The 23,724-nt window shown below is 69.7% G+C and carries 13 protein-coding genes; 9 read left to right on the forward strand and 4 right to left on the reverse strand.

The window, feature by feature from the left end:
• Both K8V84_RS13065 and K8V84_RS13070 read right to left on the reverse strand, forming a co-directional pair.
• On the reverse strand, positions 1–1,440 hold a 1,440-nt coding region (locus tag K8V84_RS13065), incomplete at its 3' end, for a TOMM precursor leader peptide-binding protein (protein WP_304074508.1).
• Positions 1,437–3,638: a TOMM precursor leader peptide-binding protein gene (locus K8V84_RS13070; protein ID WP_304074510.1), complete on the reverse strand. Its 2,202-nt coding sequence runs from the start codon at positions 3,636–3,638 to the stop codon at positions 1,437–1,439. The genes K8V84_RS13070 and K8V84_RS13065, both read right to left, overlap by 4 nt.
• A gap of 680 nt (positions 3,639–4,318) precedes the next feature.
• On the opposite strand from K8V84_RS13070, the gene K8V84_RS13075 reads away from it, so the two are divergent.
• Positions 4,319–4,834, forward strand: a complete 516-nt coding sequence (locus tag K8V84_RS13075) for a hypothetical protein (RefSeq protein ID WP_304074512.1) — start codon at positions 4,319–4,321, stop codon at positions 4,832–4,834.
• A 292-nt stretch (positions 4,835–5,126) separates the two neighbouring features.
• Positions 5,127–6,944 carry an acyl-CoA dehydrogenase gene (locus K8V84_RS13080; RefSeq protein WP_304074514.1) on the forward strand — a complete coding sequence of 606 codons (1,818 nt, stop codon included), beginning with the start codon at positions 5,127–5,129 and terminating at the stop codon, positions 6,942–6,944.
• A 167-nt stretch (positions 6,945–7,111) separates the two neighbouring features.
• Here the strand turns inward: K8V84_RS13080 and K8V84_RS13085 are convergent, their stop codons facing one another.
• Positions 7,112–8,359, reverse strand: a complete 1,248-nt coding sequence (locus K8V84_RS13085) for an MFS transporter (RefSeq protein ID WP_304074516.1) — start codon at positions 8,357–8,359, stop codon at positions 7,112–7,114.
• A 607-nt stretch (positions 8,360–8,966) separates the two neighbouring features.
• Here K8V84_RS13085 and K8V84_RS13090 point away from each other — a divergent pair.
• The 6 genes from K8V84_RS13090 (at position 8,967) to K8V84_RS13115 (ending at position 18,161) form a co-directional block, all read left to right on the forward strand.
• Positions 8,967–9,341 carry a hypothetical protein gene (locus K8V84_RS13090; RefSeq protein ID WP_304074518.1) on the forward strand — a complete coding sequence of 125 codons (375 nt, stop codon included), beginning with the start codon at positions 8,967–8,969 and terminating at the stop codon, positions 9,339–9,341.
• 25 nt (positions 9,342–9,366) lie between these two features.
• Positions 9,367–10,581 (forward strand): N-methyl-L-tryptophan oxidase, encoded by a 1,215-nt coding sequence (gene solA / locus K8V84_RS13095; protein ID WP_304074520.1) that lies wholly within the window; start codon positions 9,367–9,369, stop codon positions 10,579–10,581.
• A gap of 42 nt (positions 10,582–10,623) precedes the next feature.
• Positions 10,624–11,775 (forward strand): WD40 repeat domain-containing protein, encoded by a 1,152-nt coding sequence (locus K8V84_RS13100; RefSeq protein WP_304074522.1) that lies wholly within the window; start codon positions 10,624–10,626, stop codon positions 11,773–11,775.
• A gap of 171 nt (positions 11,776–11,946) precedes the next feature.
• Complete coding sequence (locus K8V84_RS13105) at positions 11,947–14,013, forward strand: serine/threonine-protein kinase (protein ID WP_304074524.1); 2,067 nt, start codon at positions 11,947–11,949, stop codon at positions 14,011–14,013.
• A 19-nt stretch (positions 14,014–14,032) separates the two neighbouring features.
• On the forward strand, positions 14,033–16,084 hold the full coding sequence (locus tag K8V84_RS13110; protein ID WP_304074526.1) for a serine/threonine-protein kinase: 2,052 nt from the start codon (positions 14,033–14,035) through the stop codon (positions 16,082–16,084).
• 43 nt (positions 16,085–16,127) lie between these two features.
• Positions 16,128–18,161, forward strand: coding sequence for a tyrosine protein kinase (locus tag K8V84_RS13115; protein ID WP_304074528.1), 2,034 nt, complete (start codon positions 16,128–16,130; stop codon positions 18,159–18,161).
• A 34-nt stretch (positions 18,162–18,195) separates the two neighbouring features.
• Here the strand turns inward: K8V84_RS13115 and eccD are convergent, their stop codons facing one another.
• A complete protein-coding gene (gene eccD / locus K8V84_RS13120) occupies positions 18,196–19,536 on the reverse strand; it encodes a type VII secretion integral membrane protein EccD (protein WP_304074530.1) in 1,341 nt (446 codons plus the stop codon).
• A 272-nt stretch (positions 19,537–19,808) separates the two neighbouring features.
• Between eccD and eccCa the strand changes: the two genes are divergently transcribed.
• Positions 19,809–23,717: a type VII secretion protein EccCa gene (eccCa, locus tag K8V84_RS13125; RefSeq protein WP_304074532.1), complete on the forward strand. Its 3,909-nt coding sequence runs from the start codon at positions 19,809–19,811 to the stop codon at positions 23,715–23,717.
• Positions 23,718–23,724 lie beyond the last annotated feature (7 nt).

Raw genomic sequence — 23,724 nt, forward strand, 5'->3', positions numbered from 1 at the left:
CAGGCTCGCCCCGGCCCCGAAGCAGAGGGTCCCCGGGCCACCGTCCTCGCGTTCGGCGACGGCGATCACGACGGGGATCGCGAAGGCCGTCCGAGCGTCGAAGAACCGCGCCCGGTACCCGTACAGCGCCAGACGCCGCACCATCCACCGGATGGACTCGGAACGCCAACTGTCGGCGTCGATCTCGGTGACCGGGAACCGCCCGTACCAGGCGAGGAGGAACGCGTCCCGTTCGACGCGTTCGAAAAGCCCGTGCAGGGTGGCCTCCTCCTCGCTGCCTCCGGTGGCGCATCCGTTGGAGCACTCCTGGACGATCTTCCGGTCCTCCCCGAGCCCGTGGTAGTAGACCGAGACCTCGGGGACGAGCACCGGGCGCCCTTCGCCGAGGGAGCGTCCCCACACCCAGGTCAGCGGGGTGTCCTCCGTGAACGGCCGGTACTCGGGGTTGTGCTCGTAGAAGACACGGTCGTAGGTGCCCAGGTCGCGTGGGTCGAGCGCGTTCGCCGCGAGTTCCTGGTAGGTGCCCCTGACCGAGGGCCGGTACCTCCTCGGCGCCAGACCCGCCGAGCGTTCCAGGCCCTCCAGCAGTCCGAGGCGGAGGCTGTCTCGGTAGGTGTCGGCGTGACCGCCCCAGTAGGAGGGGTGCAGGTAGCCCGATCCCCGCACGGACACGTAACCCACGGCCGGGGCCGTCGTGGTGTTCTCCAAACGCAGCATCCCCTTGGCCGAGAGCACTCCGCACACGGGGTTGGCCAGAGCGGCCTCCGACATCCGGTACTCCGACACGGACCGCACGCGCATCGTGTCCGCGGAGGGCTTGGGCCGAGGCCGCGGTTCCGCCACGATGTGCTCGGGGCCGTCGAGGACACGGGTCGCGCAGGCCGGGCACTGCGAGTCGGGCACCAGGGGGTGTCGGTCGACCCTCAGGTCCGTCAGGTCCAGCCGATAGACGTACCGGTTGCCGCCGCCGTCGATCTCGTCCAGGAGGGGATCGGACGTCAGTGCCCGGGCCAGGGAGCACACCGCGTCGACCGCGAACCCGGTCAGGTAGGGGGACTGGCGGTGCGCCCGCATCCGGGACCCCTTCTCCAGCGTGTCCCGGTACTCGTCCGGGCGCAGCTGTTGCCATCGACGCGCCAGGCACACGAGGCACCCCGGAGCCAGGGCCGGCTCCCGTCGGACGGGTCCAAGGAGCACGTACCGGTCGTGCAGGAGGACGGGGAGCAGGGGGGAATCCGGGTCGATCCCCTCCCACCAACCCTCGAACGGGTCCCACAGCAGGTCCCGCTCCCCCAGGGTGCGCACCACGACGCTCGTCCCCGGTGTGGGGAACGACGCCGAACCGTTCAGGGCCTCCTCCAGCCGGATCCGCGCGCCCTCCAACGGACCGGACCCGGCCGCCGCACCGTTCGTGTGGTGCCGCACCGACACGGCGCTCATGCGTTCCCGTCTGCCGAGGTGGTCTTGGACGGCACGGTGAACAGCACCTTGGCCGTGTGGATCCCGCAGCGTTCCAGGTCCGGTGTACCGGTCCGGACGACGACGGCGTTCCTACCGTCCTCGGCCAACGCCTTGCACACCTGGTCGGCCGTGGTGCGTGCGTCGTCCGGCGGCTCCGCCGGGGAGTCGGTGTCGAGGACGAGGGAGCGTGGGTCGAAGGCCTCCAGCCACGTGTCGGCCACCTCATGGGGCGGGACCCCGTGCTCCACCAGTTGTTCCAGGGCGATCAGGTCGCGCAAAGCGGCGGTCGCGGCCTCCTTGGTGGAGGCGCCGAAGCCCAGGGCCCAGTCCGTTCCCTCCTCGCGTCGGGCGATGACGGTGGGGACGGGGCCGGCCGGCCGGAGCAGTCTCACCTCCATTCCCATCGTCGCGGCGACACCGGTCAGGAACTCCAACTCGCTGCCGACCGGCGGACGCGACGGGTCGATCCGCGTGACCGGTCGGCCCGAGGCCGCTTCCCGCAGGGCATCGAAGGCACCGGCGCTGAACAGGGCGGCGTTGGACGCGTATCCGGCCGTGGATCCCACGCCCTCACCCCCGACGGTCCGTTCGAAGGCTCCTTCGGCGTTGAACGCGGAGAAGGGGTGGACCGCGGCCACCGGCACCTCTCGAACCGCGTGGTCGACCAGGCAGAGGCCGCGCGTGAACGGCGCGTCGGGCAGCGGTCCGGACGCACCGATCGCCGTGCCGATCCGGTCGGCGTCCAGCCGGACCGGCTCCCCGGCAACGGAGTCGGAGCCCGTGTGGACGGTGGCGTTGGACCTGACGTAGCCCAGGGCGGCGGCGCGCATCGTCCGCAGCCGGGCCCTAAGGGTCGTGTGGACGTCCGCGCGTGCGATCTTCGAGCCGTTCCCGTCGTGTCCCGCGAAGCCGACCCTGCTCACCTTCAGGGGGGACTGGGTCAGGTCCAGGTCGAGGTGGTCCTGGATGATTCCCAGGCGTGCGCCCACCATGGCCTCGGCGGCCAGGTAGGCCTCGCTCACGGAGTCGTCGTCCTCCGGTTCGACGTCGAGCCCGGTCCACGGAAGGTCGACCGAGGCATCGGCCCCGTGGCGGTCGGGGCAGGACGGATGCGGCAGGACCCTTTCCGAGGCGCTGTCCAGGGTGCGCAGATCCTGGACCAAGGCCGCTTCGAGCGTCTCCCCCTCCAGGACCCCCGTCGCCCAGCGGAACGCCTCGAAGGCCAGGGAGTTACCGACCATCGCCGTCTGCGGCTCGTGGATCCGGGTACTCGCGAGGTGTTCACCGTCGACCTGGAAACGGCGCCAGATCCGTGCCGCCACCTTGGCGTCGGCCGCCTCGGTGTATCGCAGGAGGAAGCAGTTCCAGCAGGAGTCGGTTCCGTGCGTGTTGAGCGGGCCGACCACCACGTGCTCGCCGAGCACCACCGCGGGCAGCAGGGGTGGCGCGTCGGCGTCCGCGCACAGCCGCCACACCTGCGGCAGGGAACGCTCGTCCGAGGCCATGAGGACGAGGTCGTACCCGGAGAGGTCCGCACCCGTCATCGTGGCCGGGGACAGGTCCACGGTACGCAGCTCGACCGGACGGCCCTGCGCCTTCGACCGGTCGGCCTCGTCGAGGAGGGTGTTCGTGATCCCGTCACCGCCGGCCATGTCGATGCTTCCCGCTCCGTTGCGGAGCAGGCCGAGGGCGGTCCGCCCAGCGATCGGGCCGTCCCCGGCCACGAGTACGCGCAGGCCGCGGAAACGGGCGAACCGCTCGGCCGCACCGTCGACGTAGTGCTCGACGTAGTCGATCTGGCGCTGGAAGCCGGCTTTCACCTCCGGGTCGAGCATTCCTTCCGGAGCGGGTCGGGAGTCGCGGGCGAAACCACGGTCGAGCAGGGTGCCGACGAGGCTGAGCAGCATCGGTCGCTGCTGCCGTGGGATCGCGTCGGCCAGCTCCGCGACGGTGACCCTCCCCATGAAGTAGGGGGCCAGCGCCGAGAAGAAGCGGTACGCTCCTCGGCCCTTGACGACGAAACTGGCGTCGGCGTGCCGGAGCAGCACCCCCGATCCCGTGTCGGCGAACAGGACGTCGTGCCGGAGGCGGGGCCGGCTGTCCCACACGGGGTCTCTTCCCTCGCTCGGGCCGGAGGCGTCCGGCGTCTCCTTGTCACTGGGCTCTGCCTGCTGCATGGCTGCCGTCCCTGATCGCAAGACTCGGTGTCATCGGCGGCGCGGTGGGTCCGATCCCTTCCGTGAAGGGACGACCGTGCTCCGCTCCTTGGCGCGGACCCCACTGGGGTGGAACGCGCTCACATCATCCGAGGGGGACATTGCACATCGATGGCGTCGGGATAGCAGGACGCGAAGCCCGGCGGGGGAACGTGGACGGGAGGGGGAGCCGGTGGGACCAGGGACGGAGCCCACGCCGCTTCCACCCCTGGCGCCACGGGGAGGGATCCCTTGCTTTCCCCTCGCTCCGCGAGGACGGGTCGAGCCCCGCGCCCCGCGCCCGTTTCCCGGTGACGGTGGGCGGTGGAGATCCGGAAAATCAGAAAAAGTCAGCGAATCCAGAGAACCACAAATGATTCACCGCCATCCAAGGATCATCAAGAATAAAACCTTCACTCATTTGAGCATCCCATAGAATTTCATGAATACCCGCCTTTCTGACAGAGAATTCAACCACCGCCGGCGAGCATGGAACCTGGCTTCAAGCCCTGCAGGGAGCGGCCTTCGAGGACGAGGGGGACCGGATACCCCGAAGGTCGACGCGATCACATCGCACTTGATCACCGCCGCCACGGAGCACAACGAAAATCCCTCGGACCCTGGCAAGGACGACACGTATCCCGAACCCGGAAAAGGACATCATGAAGAACACTTTCCGCTCCACCGCCCTGGCCCTTCTCTCCTCCGGCCTGCTCGTCGCGGGCGTGGCCGCGTGCGGCACGGACGCGGGCGCCTCGGAAACGGAGGGCTCCGCGAACGAGGCTCCCCCGGAGACCACCGAGACCGAGGCGAACGAGACCGAGGGCTCGGAGAACGCCGAGGGTGGTTCCGCTGAAGACGGCGGCGAGGAGGGCGGCAGCGGTGACACCGAGGGCGGGGAGGCCGGGTCCGACGCCTTCAGCGGCTCCCTTTCCGGCGAACTGGAGTACCTGGCCCCCGGCGAGTACATCATCGACGGCCAGGCTTTCCACGTCGGTGAGGAGACCGAGATCCTGGGCGGCCTCTACACCTGCGCCTCCGATTCGGCCGGCGACACCGGAACCGTGGAGTGCCCCTTCGACGACTTCGACGCCGCGCTCGCGGACGGCACCGTCGTCCTCGCCGAGGTCGAGATCGAGGAGGGCGTCGCCGAGAGCATCACCGAGTTCCAGGCCTGACCCGCCCGGCCCCCGCACACCACCCGAGCCCCCGGCCGCCCGATCCGCGCTTCGCGGGCGGCCGGGGGCTCGTGCGTGCCTTCGTACCGGTTTGGGAGCGCACCCATACCGATGGGGCTAGTGTCCGAAAAGCCCCCATAACCTGCCCTTCAGGACAGCTGACGCACTCTTGACCGACACAAGTACCTGTCAAGACTGGCGCATGGAGCTACTCAGTAGTAACATTGACTTGTTACTAGTCGGTAGATCCGCGTGTACAGACACCGCGGCCAGGGACACAGCGGAGCTGTCCATGACGCATTACAAGAGCAACCTGCGCGACATCGAGTTCAACCTCTTCGAACTCTTCAAGCGCCAGGACATCCTGGGCCAGGGCCCCTTCGAGGAACTCGACGAGGAGACCGCGCGCACCATCCTGGACGAGGTCAACCGCCTCGCCACCGGTGTCATCGCGGAGTCGTTCGAGGACGCGGACCGCAACCCGCCCGTCTTCGACCCCAAGACCAACACCGTCGCCATCCCCGAGAGCCTGAAGAAGTCCTACCAGGCCTACATGGACGCCGGCTGGTACAACCTCGACCTTCCCCAGGAGCTCGGCGGCCTCGGCGCCCCCCGCTCCCTGGTGTGGTCCGCGGCCGAGCTCATCTTGGGCTCCAACCCCTCCGTGCACATGTACTCGGCGGGCCCCGGCTTCGCCGGCATCCTGCACTCCGAGGGCAACGAGGCGCAGAAGAAGTTCGCCCAGCAGGCCATCGAGAACGGCTGGGGCGCCACCATGGTGCTGACCGAGCCGGACGCCGGTTCCGACGTCGGCGCCGGCCGCACCAAGGCCACCGACCAGGGTGACGGAACCTGGCACATCGAGGGTGTCAAGCGCTTCATCACCTCGGCCGAGCACGACATGTCCGAGAACATCTTCCACCTGGTGCTGGCCCGCCCCGAGGGCGCCGGCCCCGGCACCAAGGGCCTCTCCCTCTACCTGGTGCCCAAGTACCTGGTCAACGAGGACGGCTCCCTCGGCGAGCGCAACGGTGCCTACGTGACCAACGTCGAGCACAAGATGGGTCTCAAGGCCTCCACCACCTGTGAGCTGACCTTCGGCGACAAGCACCCCGCCATCGGTTACCTCGTCGGCGACAAGCACGACGGCATCCGCCAGATGTTCCTCGTCATCGAGTACGCCCGCATGATGGTCGGGACGAAGGCGATCGCGACCCTGTCCACGGGTTACCTGAACGCCCTGGAGTACGCCAAGAACCGCGTGCAGGGCAACGACCTCGCCGGGGCGAAGAACTCCCCGAAGGTCACCATCACCCACCACCCGGACGTGCGTCGCAGCCTCATGACGCAGAAGGCGTACGTGGAGGCCATGCGTTCGCTGGTCATCTACACCGCCACCCAGCAGGACGCGATCCAGATCGCGCAGGCCAAGGGTGAGGACGCCTCCGAGCTGGAGGCCATGAACGACCTCCTGCTTCCGATCGTCAAGGGTGTCGGCTCGGAGCGCTCCTACGCGCTGCTGGCCGAATCCCTGCAGACCCTGGGCGGCTCCGGGTTCCTGCAGGAGTACCCGATCGAGCAGTACATCCGCGACGCCAAGATCGACACCCTGTACGAGGGCACCACCGCGATCCAGGCGCAGGACTTCTTCTTCCGCAAGATCGTGAAGAACGGTGGCCAGGCCATCGGCAAGCTGTCCGCCGAGATCAAGGCCTTCGCCGAGAGCGACGCCGGCAACGGTCAGCTGAAGGAGGAGCGCGCGCTCCTGCTCGGTGCCCTCGGCCAGGTCGAGAAGATGGTCGAGCTCATGGTCGGCCACGCGATGGGCTCCGCCGAGGACTCCCGCGAGCTGTACAAGGTCGGCCTGAACTCCGTCCGCCTGCTGTTCGCCTTCGGTGACGTCGTCCTGGGCTGGCTGCTGCTCCGCCAGGCCGAGATCGCGCTGAACAGCGTCGACGGCGCCGACGACGAGGACAAGAACTTCTACACCGGGAAGATCGCCGCCGCGCGCTTCTTCTCCGAGCAGTTCCTGCCCCGCGTCGAGGCCGAGCTGAAGATCGCCCAGAACGTGAACCTGGGCCTCATGGAGGTCCCCGAAGAGGCCTTCTAAGGTCCGACGGGACGCCTAACACCGCCGAGGGGCGGGACGATCGACTCGTCCCGCCCCTCTGGCGTTGTCGCCCGGTGGACGGCGCCGCGGTACGGAATGGGCCTCGGCCCCGTCGGGGCCCGGATCACCGGCTCCTGCCCCCGCCCGGTTCCGGGTGGGCCCGGGGTTCAGGTCCTGACCCGGCGCCTGATGAACACGGCGAGCACACAGGTGGACAGGACCGTGGTGACGGCCATGGGCACGAAGGCCACCTGGTAGGAGGTGGGGTCTTCCGGGAGCGCCTGGAGGATCGCGCCCGCGGCGACGGTGCAGACGACGGCGGTGGTGAACCCGCTCATGTTGACCAGGCCCGAGGCGACCCCGGTACGACCGGCGGGGATGCCGTCGCGGGCGAAGTCGAAGGAGATCGTGGGCGCCATGGTCTGGCCGAGCGCGCTCAAGGCCAGCACCGCCACGCCGAGGGGGACCGGGGCGCCGTCCGGCCACAGGACCAGGAGGAGCCACCCCAGGCTCAGGGTTGCGCCGAAGACCAGGGCGAAGTAGGCCCGCACACCCGGTCTGCGACCGACCAGGACTCCCGCGAGGGGCGCGAGGGGAAGGGCTCCGGCGGCAAGACCCGTGAGGGTGAGGGCGGCCACGCTCTCGGAGAGCCCCAGACCGTTCACGAGGAACGGATAGCCCCACAGCACCATCATCATCGTGAACGGTGCCATGACGGCCGCGTGGTGCGCCATGCCGATCCGGGGCCCGTCGGCGCGCAGCGCCTCCTTGAGGGCGGCCCAGGCGGATATGGGGTCGGCGACGGTGGAGTGTCCGGCCGCCCCGGTGGGCCGGTCGCGGACCACCACCAGCATCAGGAGCGCCATGAGCACGGTGAGGCCGGCGGTGGCGAGGAAGGCCGCCACCCAGCCGATCCCGCCCAGTGCCCAGGCCAGCGGGGCCGCGCTGGCCACTTGGCCGGTGCCGCCGACCACGCCGGTCAGGCCGCTCACCAGCGCGTAGCGCGCGCGGGGGAACCACAGCGCGGCGAGCCTGATGACGTTGAGGAAGACCAGCGCGTCACCCAGACCGATGAGGAAACGGCCGACGACCGCCACCTCGATCCCCGGGGCGAGCGCGAACATGCAGGATCCAATGGCCATCGCCGCCATGCCCATGACCAGCGTGTACCGGGGGCCGAGCCGGTCGGCGAGCAGTCCGGCGGGCACCTGCAGGATCACGTACACGAGCAACTGCAGCATGGGCAGCAGGGAGAGCAGCGCGGGCCCGACGTCGAACCGGCTCTGGGCCTCCAGGGCGGCCACGCCGAGTCCGTTGCGATGCAGCATGGCGAGGAAGTAACCGCCCACTGCCACGCCCCACACCAGCCAGGCCCGGGCACCGCCCTGTGGTTCGGCGGGGGATGCGCTGTTCACTTTTGTCCTGTCACCGGATGTTTTGGACTGGGTCTCGGTCACTTCGCCGCTTCTCTCCTTGTTTCCTGCCGTTTCCAGTCTCCTCCACACCGGTGAACACCCTTTACACCGGGGTGACCGGCCGCGCAAAACGAACGGGAATGCCCGATGGTGCGGCGGGTTCGGAAAGGGCAAAGCGCCGCGTCCGGCAGGCAAAACCTCCCCCACCTGCGCAAAGTCACCGTAGGCGACAGTTTCGCGGCTCAACGTGGCGAAACCGGGTGACTCTGGCGACAGTCGACTCGGGACCAGAGTCCCTTCATCTCGGTCGGGCAACTCGAACCCATGTTCCATTCACCCGCCCTGAACTGCGTGTTCCATGAATCACCAGGTCGATACAGACTTGTTAGGTGTTACATGCGTCACACTCGCAAGCCTCGACTCTCGGGGGTCCGTTGCTGCTAGCATCCGGAGCGCGAAGAATAACTGCGAGGTAACGACAGAGTTCACACCGCACCAACTTCGCTCGAGGAAGCCATCCGGTGGCCCCTCGACACCGCGGCGACGTGGCCGCAACAAGCACACACGGTCAGCACCCGCGGTTCCTCGACACACACTGGAGACGACCTTGAGTCACTGGCGCCTGAACAACCCCCGGGCCTCCCGGGCGAAGTCGGTACTCGCCAGCCGGGTCAAGCACAAGCCCCGCCACGCCTTCTGCGCCCAGCGGGCGATCACGGCGCTTTTGAACGAACTCTCCACAGTGGCCACCCGACCCCTCTACTGGTCCGGTAGCTCCGAGATGGCCGTCGCCTCCGTCATGCGCGACGTGAACGTCTGGTGCCGCGACGGCCGCTTCTTCTGGAACGACCTCTTCCAGGGCGGCACCATGTCGCACCCCGCGAACGACCCCGGCGGCGCGGCCGCCCTGCTCAACCCGTTCGCCCGGATTCCGGAGCCGGCGCACTACTACACCCACCGCAGCCCGGTGGCCGCGGCCTGACCCGCTCCCGTTGGCCTTCTCCCCCATGAGCAGACCCTTGGACACCGACACCGTCGTGGTCGGACTGGGCGCGATGGGATCCCAGACCCTGTGGCGGCTGGCCCGTGAAGGCGTCGACGCGATCGGTGTCGAGCAGTTCTCCCCCGGGCACGACCGCGGTTCCAGCCACGGCGAGTCCCGCATCATCCGGACCGCCTACCTGGAGGGCGCCGAGTACGTCCCCTTCGTGCGCGCCGCATGGCGCGCCTGGGACGAACTCCAGGAGGCTGCTCGGGCACGCCTGGTCATCCGTTCCGGCGCGCTGATGCTCGGCCACCCCGGTTCGGCGGCCATCGCCGGGTCCACCCTGGCCGCCGAGAAGCACGGCCTGGCCTACGAACACCTCTCCGCGTCGGCCCTCGCCGAACGCCACCCGCGCCATCTCATGCGTCCCGACGAGGTCGGTGTGTTCGAGGAGAGCGCCGGGGTGGTCCTGCCCGAACCCGCGATCCTCGCCGCCGTCCGGTTGGCCCGCCAGGCCGGGGCACGGGTGCTCGCGCACCGGGCCGTCACCCGCATCGAACCCGACCCCGACCGCCCGCGCGTGTGGGTCGGTGACACCGAGATCCGCGCCCGCCGCGTGGTCGTGACCGCCGGCGCCTGGCTGACACGTCTGCTGCCCGGCCTCACCGACCTGGGCGGCGGCATCCGGGTCGAGCGACGCGTGCTCGGCTGGTTCCCCATCACCGAGCCGCTGCCCGGCACGGCGGCCCCCGAGCCGGTCTTCGCACGCGACGAACCCGACGGCACCCTCTGGTTCGGTTTCCCCAGCATGGACGACGGCCGCACCCTGAAGATCGGAATCCACGCCGAGTCCGAGACGGTGCGCGCCGCCGCGGGCCGACGCCCGGGTTCCCAGTGGGGCGAACCGGTCGACCCGGAGGTCGGCCCCCGTCCCCCGGACGAGGACGACGCACGTCGTCTGGGAGACCTCGCGGCCGGCCTGCACGGGGTGGGACCGCTGCCGGAGCACATGGTGTCCTGCATGTACACGATGACGTCCGACGAACACTTCCTCATCGGTCGTCGGGACGAGCTTCCGGGGTTGGTCCTGGCGGGTGGTTTCTCGGGTCACGGGTTCAAGTTCGCCTCCGCCGTGGGCGTGGCCCTGGCCGACCTGGCCCGCACGGGACACACGGATCTGCCGATCGGTATGTTCGATCCGCACCGCTGGGACACCGACGGACGACGTCCCCGCTGACCCCCGCCGTCGTGTCCTGGTCCACGACGTCCGGAAGGTCCCATGAACCCGCCACCCCCCGATGAGTTCCCGCACGCTCCTCACCGCCGGCAGGGACCGTTGATCGCCGTCGTCGCGGTGGTCTCGCTCGCCCTGATCATCGGGGCGAGCCTGTTCACCTACGACCGGCTCACCTTCGGCCCGCCTCCGTGGAACGGCTCCTGTTCCCCCGCCAACGGCTACGCGAAGGAGTTCGCACCGCCCGGCGAGCCGTCCACACCGGACGCCCGTTCCACCTCCACGTTGGTCTACACCCCCGACTCCCTGGCCCTGGCCATCGCCACGGAGGACGGCGTCACCCTGTGGGACTCCGGGTCGGGTGAACCCACCGCCCACGTTCCCGTCGACACCGGTCTCTCCTCCCCCGTCTCGGTCGCCTTCCACCGGGACGGTTGCCTGATGGCCGTCGGTACCCGGGACGGCGCCGCCGTCTTCGACCTGACCGACGGAGAGCGCGCCACGGTGGCCGAGGGCGTGGCCGTACCGGCCGTGCGCTTCGCCCCGGACGGCTCGACCCTGGCCGTGGGGGTGGACTCCGACCCCGAGGACCGGTACCTGCACCTGTACTCCACGAAGAACTGGGAACGGACCACCGCCCTGGAGGGCTCACGGAGCATCGGGGCCATCGCCTTCTCCGCGGACGGCTCCGTGCTCTCCGGGGGCGAGGTCGACGGGGGCGTCGCCGTCTGGGAGACCGACGGCGGCGAACTCCGAACCCTGGTCCGGACCCGTGACGGGGACGGGGCAGACGCCTTCGCCCTGTTCCCGGACGGGGAACGCCTCGCGGTCGTGCGCGGTGACAAGGTCGTGGTACTCGACACCGGCGACGGGACGATCGAACGGTCCCTGCGGTCCCGCAACACCGACGGCACCCTCATGAACGTGGCCTACAGCCCCGAGCACGATCTCGTCCTGGCCTCGCGCACCGACGGAGACGGTCGGGCCCACTTCCTGGTGGCCTGGGACGCCGAGACCGGGGAGGAGTTCTGGCCGGATGCCCCGTCCACCTCGGGCCCCGCCGTACACCCCTTCGCCCTCACCGACGACGGCTCCTTCCTGGCGGGGCTGCGCACGGAGGAGGCAGACGTCACCGCGTACGAGATCCACCCCGACCTGGGCTACTTCGCGCATCTGGTCATGGACGGGCGCGACTGAGCCCCGCGGCCTCCCGACCAGGCGGAACCTCGGGCCGGATGAGGACAACGCACTGGGTGCTTTGTCGTCTACCCGCTACATTGGCCCGGTACAGGTCCCCACCCCCTCGCGGACCATCCGGAACACCGCCGCCGCACCGCCGCTTCGCGCGCAGTAAGGATCCCTGCAGTCATGCAACCCCTCACCGCCGACGACCCGCCCGCCATCGGCCCCCACCGGCTCCTCGCCCGGCTGGGGGCCGGCGGGATGGGGAAGGTGTACCTCGCGCGCACCCCCGACGGTCATCTCTGTGCCCTGAAGGTGGTCAAGGAGGACCTGGCGCACGACAACCAATTCCGGGCACGGTTCGCCCGTGAGGTGCGCACCGCGCAACGTGTAAGGGGTCCCTTCACCCCGGCGGTCGTGGACGCCGACCCCGACGCCCCCGAACCGTGGATGGCCACCGAGTACGTACCCGGCCCCACCCTCAAGGAGGCGGTCCGGGAGGTCGGGCACTTTCCCGCCGAATCGCTGCTGGTGCTCACCCTGGGGCTGGCCCGGGCCCTGTCGACCATCCACGCCGCGGGTCTGATGCACCGCGACCTCAAGCCCAGCAACATCCTGCTGTCCCCGCGGGGCCCGCAGGTCATCGACTTCGGTATCGCCCGCGCCGTCGAGGGAACCGTCCTCACCAGGACCGGTCAGACCTTCGGGACCCCCTCCTACACCTCTCCTGAGCAGATCACCGGTAAGAACGTCACGCCGTTGGCGGACGTGTTCTCGTTGGGCGGTGCGGTGATCTTCGCCGCCGGCGGGATGCCGCCCTTCGGTGAGGGCGGCCCGGTCAACACCCTCGCCAAGGTGATGAAGGCGGATCCGAACCTCGCGGCCCTCCCGGAGGGGCCGCTGCGGGACCTGGTCGCCCGGTGCATGGCCAAGGATCCCGAGCAGCGCCCCGACGCCGATTCCATCCTGCGTGAGCTGTCCGGGCTGCCGTTGCCATCGGCCGCGCACGGTTGGCTCCCCACCCAGGTGAGCCGGCAGATCGACGCCAAGGCGGGCGAGACCGAACAGGCCAAGGCCGCAGAGCGCACCACCGTGCCCCTGGACACCGGCCCGGGTCAGGGCGGTGGCAGCTCGTGGTGGCGCCGCCGGTCCGTGGTGGTCGCGGCGGCCGCGGCCACCGCCCTGGTCCTGCTCGGTGGTGGGGCGTTGGCGTGGACCGCGCTTCCCGCCGGCCCCGAGGACGAGCCGGACCCGACCGCGGGCGGCTCCGAGGAACCCGGTGGAGAGGGCGGTGAGGAGACCGGCGACGAGGGGGAGGCGGGTACGGAGGAGAGCGGCCACTTCGGCGGTTTCATGTACACCCTCACGTTCTCCGAGGACGGCGACCACCTGCACGTCTTCGGTTCGGGCACCCTCAGCACGTGGGACTGGCGCGACGGAGAGCCGGTCGACGAATACCCGAGCGCCCTCGGGGCCGACTTCACCGACAGCGGCTACGTCGCGACCGCCGTCAACGAGTACATCCGGGTCTGGGAGGGCGGCAGCGACAACCGGATCGCGGTCCTGGGGCAGAACGAGGAGTTCGGCATGTTCGACATGGCCGCCCTCACCGAGGACGCCTCCACGCTGGCGACCGAGGCCTCCGACGACGGGACCGAGGACGGTGACCCGATCCTGCAGACATGGGACATGGAGAGCGAGGAGGTCGTCTCCGTCCTCCCGCTCGACGGGTATCTGCACGATCTGGACTACACCCCGGACGGATCGATGTTGGTGGGGGCGAGCTACAACCTGGGCGGGGAGGGCACCTCCTTCACGATCGTGTGGGACGCCGAGAGCGGCGAGGAACTCCACCGGTTCGAGGGTGAGGAGAGCTCCGACTTCGCGCTCTCCGCGGACGGGAGCACCATGGTGGTCCTGACCGACTACACCGAGGTCCTGATGGTCGACCTGACGGACGGTTCCACCCGGGAAATGGACATGTCGGACCTCGGCGAGGACAAGGTGTACGAGGTCGCGCTGTCCCCGGACGGTTCCATCGCCTACTCGGGGACGAGTTGGCCGTCCTCGGACACCCTGGTCTGGGAAACGGCCACCGGTGAGGTCTCGCCGATCGAGGGCCTGCGTCTCTCGGAGGTCATCGGGGTCAGCGCCGACGGCGAGCACATCGCCACCACCGTGACCGAAGACGGTTACTCCACCGTCCGTGTCCTGGACACCACCGACTACGAAGTCGTCGCCGAGTTCTCCTGAAGACCCCCGGAAGGGCACCATGCAGCAACCCGCTCCACACGACCCGCGCGAGATAGGCCCCTACCGTGTCATCGCCCTGCTGGGCTCCGGTGGCATGGGCCGTGTGCACCTCGGGGTGGACGCCGATGGCAGGCCCGCCGCGGTCAAGGTCGTGCGCGCCGAGTACGCCTACGATCCCGGGTTCCGTGAGCGGTTCGCCCGGGAGCTGGAGCTCGCCCGGCGGGTCCACGGCAACTACACGCCGCGCGTACTGGCCGCCGACACCTCCGGGCAGACCCCCTGGCTGGCCACCGAGTACGTGATGGGTCCTTCCCTGCAGGACCTGGTGCACGACACCGGACCTCTCCCCGAACAGTCGGTGCGCTTCATGGCCCGCGGCATCGCCCAGGCCCTGGAGCGCGTCCACGCCACCGGGCTTGTCCACCGTGACCTCAAGCCCGGAAACGTGATGGTGGCGGCCGAGGGCCCCCAGGTGATCGACTTCGGCATCGCCCACGCGATGGGGGACTCTCCCGAGGCCGGCGAGGAGGGGGCACGCTTCGCGGGCACCCCCGCGTTCATGTCGCCGGAGTCGGTCGACTCCGAGCGTGGCCCGGGGCCGGCCGCCGACGTCTTCGCGCTCGGCGGGATCATGGTCTACGCCCTCACCGGCCAGGGGCCGTTCGGCGACGGCCACCCCTCGACGGTCCTGTACCGCATCGCCAACCTCGATCCCGACCTCGCGCGGGTCCCACCGTCCCTGCGCGGCGTCATCGCGGCCTGTCTGGAGAAGGACCCGGCCTCACGCCCCAACGCCGCGCAGGTGCTGCACGCCCTCGGCGGTCCGGTGGCACCCGCTCCGACCTCCGCCGCCTGGTTGTCTCCGAACGCCGCCGCCCGGATCGACGGGGTCGCGCACGAGTACCGCTCAGCGGTGGCCGCCCAGGGCGCCCCCGGGGCCAAGGGCGGCCTGGGCGGGCGCCTGCTCATCGCCGGCGCCGCCACCGTCGCCCTGGCGATGGTCGCCGGGCTCGGTGCGTGGACCGCCGATCAGGCCGGCCTGATCGGCGGGTCCCCCGACCCCGAGGAGCAGGAGGTGGCCCAGCGGGAGACCTGCGACGCCACCGAACACCTCGCGCCCGAGTTCACCGAGGCGGCCAAGGAGGAACCCACCGCGCCCAACGACGACGAAGGCGTCTTCTACACGGAGTTCTCCGGCGACGGCGAGGTCCTGGCCGTCGCCGGCACCGGCGGCCTGGCCCTGTGGAGCTGGCGGGAGGACACGGAGGTCGCGCGGATCGAGACGCGGATCCCCATGCTGTACGGGCACCCGAGCTTCAGTCCGAACGACTGTCTGCTGGCCTACGCCTCCGAGGACGGCGCTCACGTGTACGACCTGGAGAGCGGCGAGCACACGGTCTACTCGGAGGGGTTCGACGTCGGCTCCATCGACTTCACCGACGACGGAAGCAGTTTGGTCATCGGCGCGGGCGGCGGCACCGACTCCGCGGTGCTCATCTACGACCTGGAGACCGACGAACTGATCGACACGCTCGCCGGCCCCTACAGCGTGCGCGCCATCGACGTCTCCCCCGACGGCACCCGCGTGATCGGCCAGGACTACGGGGAGCAGCTGTACGTGTGGGATGTGGAGAGCGGCGAGATCGTCGCCGAGGGCGCCGACAGCCCCTTGCTCAACCCCCATGGCGTTTCCATGGTGGACGACTCCGACATCCTGCGTCCCCTCGTCGACGGCGCCCGTCGGGTGGACCTCGACGACACCTCCGACACCACCGACTTCGTCGACGAGGACATGGACGCGGAGAACTTCGAGGTCCACGACGTGCAGTACAGCGTGGAGGCGGACCGCGTCTACATCACCTACGTCCCCAAGGACTACGAGTTCGAGAACGCGTACATGAAGGTGTGGGAGTACTCCACGGGCGAGGACCTGACCGTCGACGAGAACGAGGGGTACCTGCACGAGATCGCCGTGCACCCCGAGGGCGAGGTCATCGCGGGCGTGCCCGCGCACGGCAGCGGTATGTGGTTCGTCGACGCGGCCGAACTGCGTCTGGTCGAACAGATGTGACCCCGACCCGCGCCCCTGTCGACCCCGACCCCGGTAAGGCCCGATGTTCCCTCTCCACCCGCACGACCCGCCCGCCATCGGCCCCTACCGGCTGCGCGCCCGCCTCGGTGAGGACGCCTACGCCCGTGTCTACCTGGGAGCCTCCGGCGACGGTTCGCCGGTGGCGGTGAAGGTCGTCCGTCCGGAGTACGCCACCGACCCGACCTTCCGCGCGGCCTTCGCCCACCAGGTGGAGGCGGCGCGGGGGCTGTCCGGGGAGCACGTGTGCGCGGTCCGGGACGCCGACCTGCGCGGCGCGGTGCCGTGGGTGGCCGTCGGCCGTCCCCTCGGACCGACACTGGCCGAACTCCTGCGCGCACACGGACCGCTCCCCGTGGACGCGGTGCGCCCCTTGGCGCTGGCCCTGGCCCAGGCGCTGGCCGACCTGCACGGCGCCGGTCTGGCGCACGGTTCGCTGTGGCCGGACGGCGTCCTCGTGGCGGGTCACGGGGCGGCGTTGGCCGACCCCGGACTGGAGTGGGCGGTCTCCGACACCGAACGGCGGGCGCCGCATCCGGCCTTCGCCGCGCCGGAGGGCGGAGCGAGCCCGGCCACCGACGTCTTCTCGTGGGCCGCGACGCTCTGTTACGCGGTCTCCGGGGTGGCCGGACCCGAGGGCCTGTCCGCCGTGCCACTGCAACTGCGCGGCCTGGTGGACGCCTGTCTCAAGCGGGACCCCAGGCTGCGCCCCAGTTCCTCCGACCTGGTGAGCATGCTCGGTGGGCCCACCGAACCACCTCCGTGGTCGCCTCCGCTGCGCGCTGCGATCGACGCGGTCGCCACGCGTCAGGGTGAGGTCCTGGCCACCGACCCCACGCGCCGGGGGGCGAATCCGCCGGAGACGGGGCGTCGCAAGCGCGGCGGGCTGCCGGCCCTGGGCGCCGGGGCGTTGGTCCTGGTCGTACTCGCGGCCGGTGGCGCGGTGTTCGCCCACGACCGGCTGTTCGGTGGAGCGGCGGACGTGCCGGCCCAGGAGGACGCGGCGGAACCACTGATCAGCGAGGGTCGGTGCCTGGACGCCACCGGCTTCCCGCCTCCGGAGGAGCCTCCCGCTCCGGACACCAACGTCTTCGACCTCGCGTTCTCCGGTGACGGCGACGTCCTGGGCGTCGCTTCCGCGGCGGGACTCATGGTCTGGGACTGGCGGGAGGGCAGGGAGATCGCCCGCCCCGTCACATCGGGTTCGGGCCTGCTCTCGAAGGCGGCGTTCTCACCGGTGGGCTGCACACTGGTCGCCGCCGCGCCCGTCGAGTACGAGGGCCGCGAAGACCCCGTCCACCTCGCGCACACCTACGACCTGCTCTCCGGCGAGACCGTCCGACACCTGGGCCCGCAGGAGGGTCCGGACGAGCAGGAGCGCTGGTTGGCCGACCCGGACGACGTGAAGGGTTTCGCGTTCTCCCCCGACGGCACCCGACTGGCCATCTCCCTGGACAGAGGCCACGAGGACGGCCCGGGCACCAACGTCATCGACACCGCCACCGGCGAGTCCGGCGATCCCATCACCGAAGGGCTCCAGTACGAGACCGGGTTCGTGGACGAGGACCACGTCGTCACCAACGACTACGGCACGGTCCGTGTCTGGGACGCCGAGACGGGCGAGGAGGTCGGCAGGGTGGAAGGGACCTCGGACAGCTCGCTGGCGGTACGGCCGGGAACCACCCAGGTCGCCTACGCCGATGACCCCGAGATCCGTGTCGAGGACTACACGGACGGGACCGAGGTCGCCTCGTTCACCCGTGAGGAGTACGAGACCGACGACGAACCCATCCTCACCCAACTCCTGTTCGATCCCGCCGGCGAGCGGCTGTACGCGACGTGGATGGCGAGCACGGGGCCGGGCGCCTGGAGGTACCATCCGTACGTCTGGGACCTGGAGTCCGGTGAGAACCTGCTGGAAGCGGCCGGGGAGGCCGCCCCCTACCGGAGCGTCGCGGTCCACCCCGACGGCGAGGTCATCGCGGCCCTGACCAACGACGGCACGCCCCCGATCCTGCTGGACCCGGACACCTTCGAACGGACCGGCACCCTCTACTGAGGGCTCACGTGGCTTCGGAGCGCCCGCTACCGGGTCACGTGGCTCCGGTCATCCTCGCCACGAACTCGAACAGACCCATGCCCCAGGCGAACATGACGCACATCGTCATGATGACGAGGATCTCGGTCCAGTTCAGGGCTCTGCGCAGCGAGGCGCGAGGGACGTCGTTCAGCTTCACCCAGCTCAGGACGCTCAGCAGGATCCCGGCGAGCAGGACCACGACCGGAAGCCACGGGCCGAACACCGGGTACTGCGCCATGACCGCGACACCCGCGGCGCCCAGACCCACGACGCCGGCCAGGCGCAGGGGCAGCACGTGACGGATGCGGTCGAACAGGCGGGAACGCATCACCAGCAGTACCCCGAGAAGACCGCACAGCAGCAGGTCGGGGAGGCCGGTGCCGAAGTAGGCGAGCAGGACCGCGAAGATCCCGCCGGAGAGGGCCGTGCCCATCACGATGCCCAGCAACAGGCGGTCGGTGTTGGTGAAGGTCTCCTCGAACCGCTCCGTGGCCACCTGACCCGACCGGCCGACCTCGTAGTCCAGTCCGGACAGACCACCCATCACCATCGCCACTCGCGGCAGCGCGCCCACGCACAGGGCCAGTGCGATCCCCATCGCGCGCACGCCCTGCACCGGCTGCGCGAAGATCCCGACCACGACCAGCACGCTCCCGGTCAGGGCCAGCACCGTGAGGCCAGCGATGTAGGGGAGCCCGGTCTCGTGCATGGACCAGCCGATCACCGCCACCAACAGTCCGCCGCAGAGCGCGATGGCCCCCATGACCAGGGGGGTGGGGCCGAACAGGAACCCGGCCGCGAGGACCGCGGTGGCGCCACCCCACACACAGGCCGTCGCGAAGAGGATGTAGGCGACGGCGGGCAGTGGCCGACGGGCCGCGAGCATCATCGTGCCGATCGTCAACAACGTGCCCAACGCCGCCACCGCGAGGTGCCCCGGCGACGGGCGCAGCCACATCATGAGGAACAGCATCAGCAACGGACCGATACCGCCCACGAGCAGTCCGAACGACAACGTGGTCCTCGGGTTCCAGATCCACGCGGTCTCGTCGACGCTGTCCTCGACCGCTCCGCGCACGTCATCGACGTGTTCGGGGCGGCTCGGGGCGACCACACGATCGAGGAGGAGCACGTCCCCGTCGTAGATCCCCGCGCCTTCAAGGGGCTCTTCGGGACGAACGGGCTGACCGTCGACCGTGGTCAGTGTCCAGGAGGCCGGTTCGGTGCTCTCCCCCTCGTCCACGCACACCTCGATGATGCGCGGCATGAGTGTGGCCACGGGGACGCTTCCCGGTAGCGCCAGATCGGCCCAGCGCTGGGGTCCGGTGACCGTGACCCTGCAGTATCCGCTCACCCAAGACCCTCTTTGTCGACTCGTTCGGTGATTACCATGCTCAACGGGCGCAACCGATGAAAATTAGGCGATTCGCTGTGTCCACGAGATCATCTATAGCGTAGTCACCTAAACACGAAACTTTGCAGGTGGACGGAGAAGGGACCCCCGTGGCGACGAGACCTGTTCCCCGACCCGCGCGTGAGATACCTCCAGCGCCCGGGACGTCTCCGCTGGTCATCGCGACGCCGCCGCAGATGCCGGAGAACGCGCCGGCCGGTAGTTCGGGCGCGATGATCATCATGCCGATCATCACCGGTTCGGGTTCCCTCCTGATGTCCATCACCATGGGTCACCGACCATTGATGATGGTGGCGGGCGTGATGATCATGCTCGCGAGCGTCATCGTCGGAATCATCATGTTCGTCGCCCAGCACAACGGCCCGCGTAAGCGCATTCGTGAGCAACGAGAGCGCTACGTCGACTACCTGGACCAGTTGCGCGAGATCGTTCGGGACGTCGCCGCCGGCCAGCGTTCGGACAACGCCTTCCGTCATCCGAAACCGAGCCTGCTCACGGAACCGGCTCGCTCCCGAGCGAGAAGATGGGAGCGCAGGGCCTCCGACCCCGACTTCCTCGACGTGCGGGTCGGATGCGGCACGCGACCGCTGGCCCGAAGGCTGAAGCTCAAGGTCGACACCTCCTCCCCGCTGATCGTCTACGACCCCGTCTGCCAAGGCGCCGCCGACCAGCTCATCGAGCTCTACGGCGACGTCCCCGAGATGCCCCTGGTCGTGCCGCTCCGGCGGCACGGTGTCATCTCGATCAACGGAGATCGGGAGGCCGGACGAGGTCTCGCCCGAGCGATGATCTCCCAGCTCTCGGTCTTCCACTCCCCCCACGACCTGCGCATCGGCGTGGTCCGCGACCCGAAGCTTCGAGAGCGGTGGGAGTGGACGAAGTGGTTGCCGCACAACACCTTCGAGGACGCCACGGACGGACCGATGCCCGCCCGTTTCGTCTCGGACAACACCGTGCAGGTCGCGGAGCTGCTCACCGACGAGATCGAACGGCGCACCGTCGACCTGCAACGTCGCCGCGGCAAGCCCCCGGGCCCCGGGACCCAACGGCTCGTGGTCGTCCTGGACGGCGAGTACCAGTCCACCCTCTCCGGCCTCCAGGCCGAACCCCCCGTCACCAACCTGGCCGACCTCGGCATCCACGTCATCATCCTGTCCTCGGAGCGACGCGAGGAACCCGATTCCGTGGAGCTACGACTCCTGATCGAGGCCGACGGCACCCTGCGTGAGGACACCGAGGGCATCAAGCCGGACCCTGAGTCGGCCTACGTACCCCTCGACGGCAGGGCCGACAACGCCGGCGTCGCCCAGCTGACCACCCTGTCCCGCGTTCTCGCCCCCTACGGCATCGCGGTGACCGACGGCGACGACGCCATGCACGAGACCGTCGGACTGCCGGAGATCCTGGGGGTCCCCGACGTCGCCGCGCTGGACACCCGCCGTACCTGGCGCAAACGCTCCACCGGCGACTACCTGCGCGTACCCATCGGTGTGGGTCCGAGCGGCAACACCGTCCTGTTGGACCTGAAGGAATCGGCCTTCGGCGGCATGGGACCGCACGGCCTGGTCGTCGGTGCCACCGGTTCCGGCAAGTCGGAGATGCTGCGCACCATGGTGGCCTCCCTGGTCATCAACCACTCACCGGAGAACCTCGCCCTGCTGCTGGTCGACTTCAAGGGTGGCGCGACCTTCGCCGACACCGACCGACTTCCGCACAGCGCCGGGCTGATCACCAACCTCGCCGACGACGACGGTCTGGTCATCCGGTTCCGCGAGGCGACCTTCGGTGAACTCGTACGCCGGCAACAGATCCTGAAGAACGCCGGCAACCTGCCCAACCTGCACGCCTACGAAGCGGCCCGGGAGAACGACCCCGACCTGGAACCGCTGCCGCACCTGCTCATCATCATCGACGAGTTCTCCGAACTGCTGACCGCCCACCCCGACTTCGCGGAGTTGTTCGTCGCGATCGGCCGGATCGGCCGTTCCATCGGTGTACACCTGCTGTTGGCCACCCAGCGCCTGGAGTCGGGCAAGATCAAGGGGCTGGAATCCCACCTGTCCTACCGGGTGGGTCTGCGGACGTTCTCCGAGGCGGAGAGCCGTGAGGCGATCGGTGTCGGCGACGCCTACCACCTGCCCCCGGAGCCCGGTTCGGGGTACCTGAAGGTCGACACCTCGGTCTTCGAACGCTTCAAGGCCGCCATGGTCTCCCAGCCCTACGAACCACCGGCCAAGGAGGAGAAGACCGAGCACGACCCGGTCCTTCCCCTGCTGTCCTACAACGGCCTGAACAAGGTGACGGGCGCGGGATCGCTGGTGGAGTCGCTGGTGGACTCGATCAAGGCGAAGTCGGAGGACAAGCCCAAGCAGGAGAAGCGCACCACCCTGCAGGTGACCGTGGACCGGTTGGTGGCCTCCGGCGCCGACCCCGTACGCCCCGTCTGGCTGCCACCCCTCCCGGAACTGCTGACCTTCGACACCGTCCTGACCGACCTCGGCGAGGGGGACGATCTGGAGGGCGCGGGCACCGAGCCGAACGCGACCGAGGCCAAGGCGGTCTTCGGACTGACCGACATCCCGCGCGAACAACGCGTGGTCCCCGCCGAACTGGACTTCACCGGCGGTGAGGGCAACATCGTCGTCCTGGGCGGTCCCCAGTCCGGTAAGTCCACCCTGCTGCGTACCGTCATCACGAGTCTGGCGTGGCGGTACCCGCCGGGTCGCGTGGCGGTCTACGCGATCGACTTCGGTGGCGGCGCGCTCCAGGCGATGGACGAGCTTCCGCACGTGGCGGGTGTGGCCGGTCGGGCCGACCCGGAGAAGGTCCAGCGGGTCCTCACCGACGTGGCCGGACACCTCGACCGCCGCCAGCGTCTGTTCCGCAAGCACAAGCTCGACTCGCCCGCGGCCCTGCGCCAGGCCCGCGCGGAGGGCAAGGTGCCCTCCAGCGTCCCGGGTGACCTGTTCCTGATGATCGACGGCTGGTCGGCCGTTCGGGACGCCTTCGACGCCGCCGACGACTACCTCATGGACATCGCCACGCGTGGTCCCTCCCTGGGAGTGCACACCATCCTGACGGGTGCGGCCTCCTCCCAGGTCCGGTCCCGTCTGCAGGCGCTCTTCGGCGGCCGGTTCGAGCTGCGGCTGAGCGACCCCATGGACTCGGGCATCGGGCGCAAGATCGCCGAGGACATCCCGAAGGACACCCCCGGTCGCGGCCTGTCGGCGGAAGAGCACCACACCCACGTGGCGCTGCCCCGGGTGGACGGTGTCGCGAGCGATGAGGACCTGGCCGACGGGGTCCAGGACCTGATCAAACGGATCCGGGAACGCTGGCCGCAAAAGGCGGTCCAGGGCGTGCGCACCCTGCCCGAGCGCGTGGAACTGGACGAGCTGCTCAAGGGACGCAGGTCCGGCCGGAGCAGGTCGCGGGAGCTGGTGCTGGGCATGGCCGAGAGCTCCCTGGCCCCGGCCGTGATGAACCTGGACCGGGACCCGCACCTGCTGGTGTTCGGAGACCCGCAGAGCGGCAAGTCCACCCTGGTGCGCGGGTTGGTCAAGCAGATCGTCCAACGTCCGGCCAAGGAGTTGGGCATCGTGATGGTCGACTTCCGACGCTCACACCTGGAACTGGTTCCCGAAGAGCACCTGCTGGCCTACTGCACGACCGCGGAGCAGACCAAGGCGGTCGCCGACAACCTCGCCGGTTCCCTCCAGCAGCGTCTACCGGGCCCGGACGTGACCCCCAAGCAGCTGCGGGAACGCAGCTGGTGGAAGGGGCTCGACCTGTACGTCATCGTCGACGACATGGACATGATCGCCTCGCGCAGCAACCCGCTCGCGCCCCTGGCCAAGTTCATCCCGCAGGGCGCCGACCTGGGCCTGCACGTCATCGCCGCCCGCCGCACCGGCGGTACGGCGCGCGCGATGTTCGAGCCGGTGCTGCAGTCGCTGAGCGACATGGCCACCCCGGGCGTGCTGTTCTCCGGCGACCGTATGGAGGGACGCCTGGCAAACGGTGTTGCCTCCAAGCAGCTTCCCCAGGGTCGTGCGCAGTTGGCCCTTCGTGGAAAGCGTCCCGACCTGCTGCAGGTCGGTTGGAGCGAACCCCCCGCGTAACGACGCC

Source organism: Nocardiopsis listeri, from assembly GCF_020741345.1.
Lineage (GTDB): Bacteria > Actinomycetota > Actinomycetes > Streptosporangiales > Streptosporangiaceae > Nocardiopsis > Nocardiopsis listeri_A.

Bases quoted from the DNA above. Each gene is read 5' to 3' on its own strand.
- K8V84_RS13070 (WP_304074510.1), bottom strand. From the start codon at position 3,638: ATGCAGCAGGCAGAGCCCAGTGACAAGGAGACGCCGGACGCCTCCGGC.
- K8V84_RS13075 (WP_304074512.1), top strand. From the start codon at position 4,319: ATGAAGAACACTTTCCGCTCCACCGCCCTGGCCCTTCTCTCCTCCGGC.
- K8V84_RS13080 (WP_304074514.1), top strand. From the start codon at position 5,127: ATGACGCATTACAAGAGCAACCTGCGCGACATCGAGTTCAACCTCTTC.
- solA (WP_304074520.1), top strand. From the start codon at position 9,367: ATGAGCAGACCCTTGGACACCGACACCGTCGTGGTCGGACTGGGCGCG.
- K8V84_RS13100 (WP_304074522.1), top strand. From the start codon at position 10,624: ATGAACCCGCCACCCCCCGATGAGTTCCCGCACGCTCCTCACCGCCGG.
- K8V84_RS13105 (WP_304074524.1), top strand. From the start codon at position 11,947: ATGCAACCCCTCACCGCCGACGACCCGCCCGCCATCGGCCCCCACCGG.
- K8V84_RS13110 (WP_304074526.1), top strand. From the start codon at position 14,033: ATGCAGCAACCCGCTCCACACGACCCGCGCGAGATAGGCCCCTACCGT.
- K8V84_RS13115 (WP_304074528.1), top strand. From the start codon at position 16,128: ATGTTCCCTCTCCACCCGCACGACCCGCCCGCCATCGGCCCCTACCGG.
- eccCa (WP_304074532.1), top strand. From the start codon at position 19,809: ATGATCATCATGCCGATCATCACCGGTTCGGGTTCCCTCCTGATGTCC.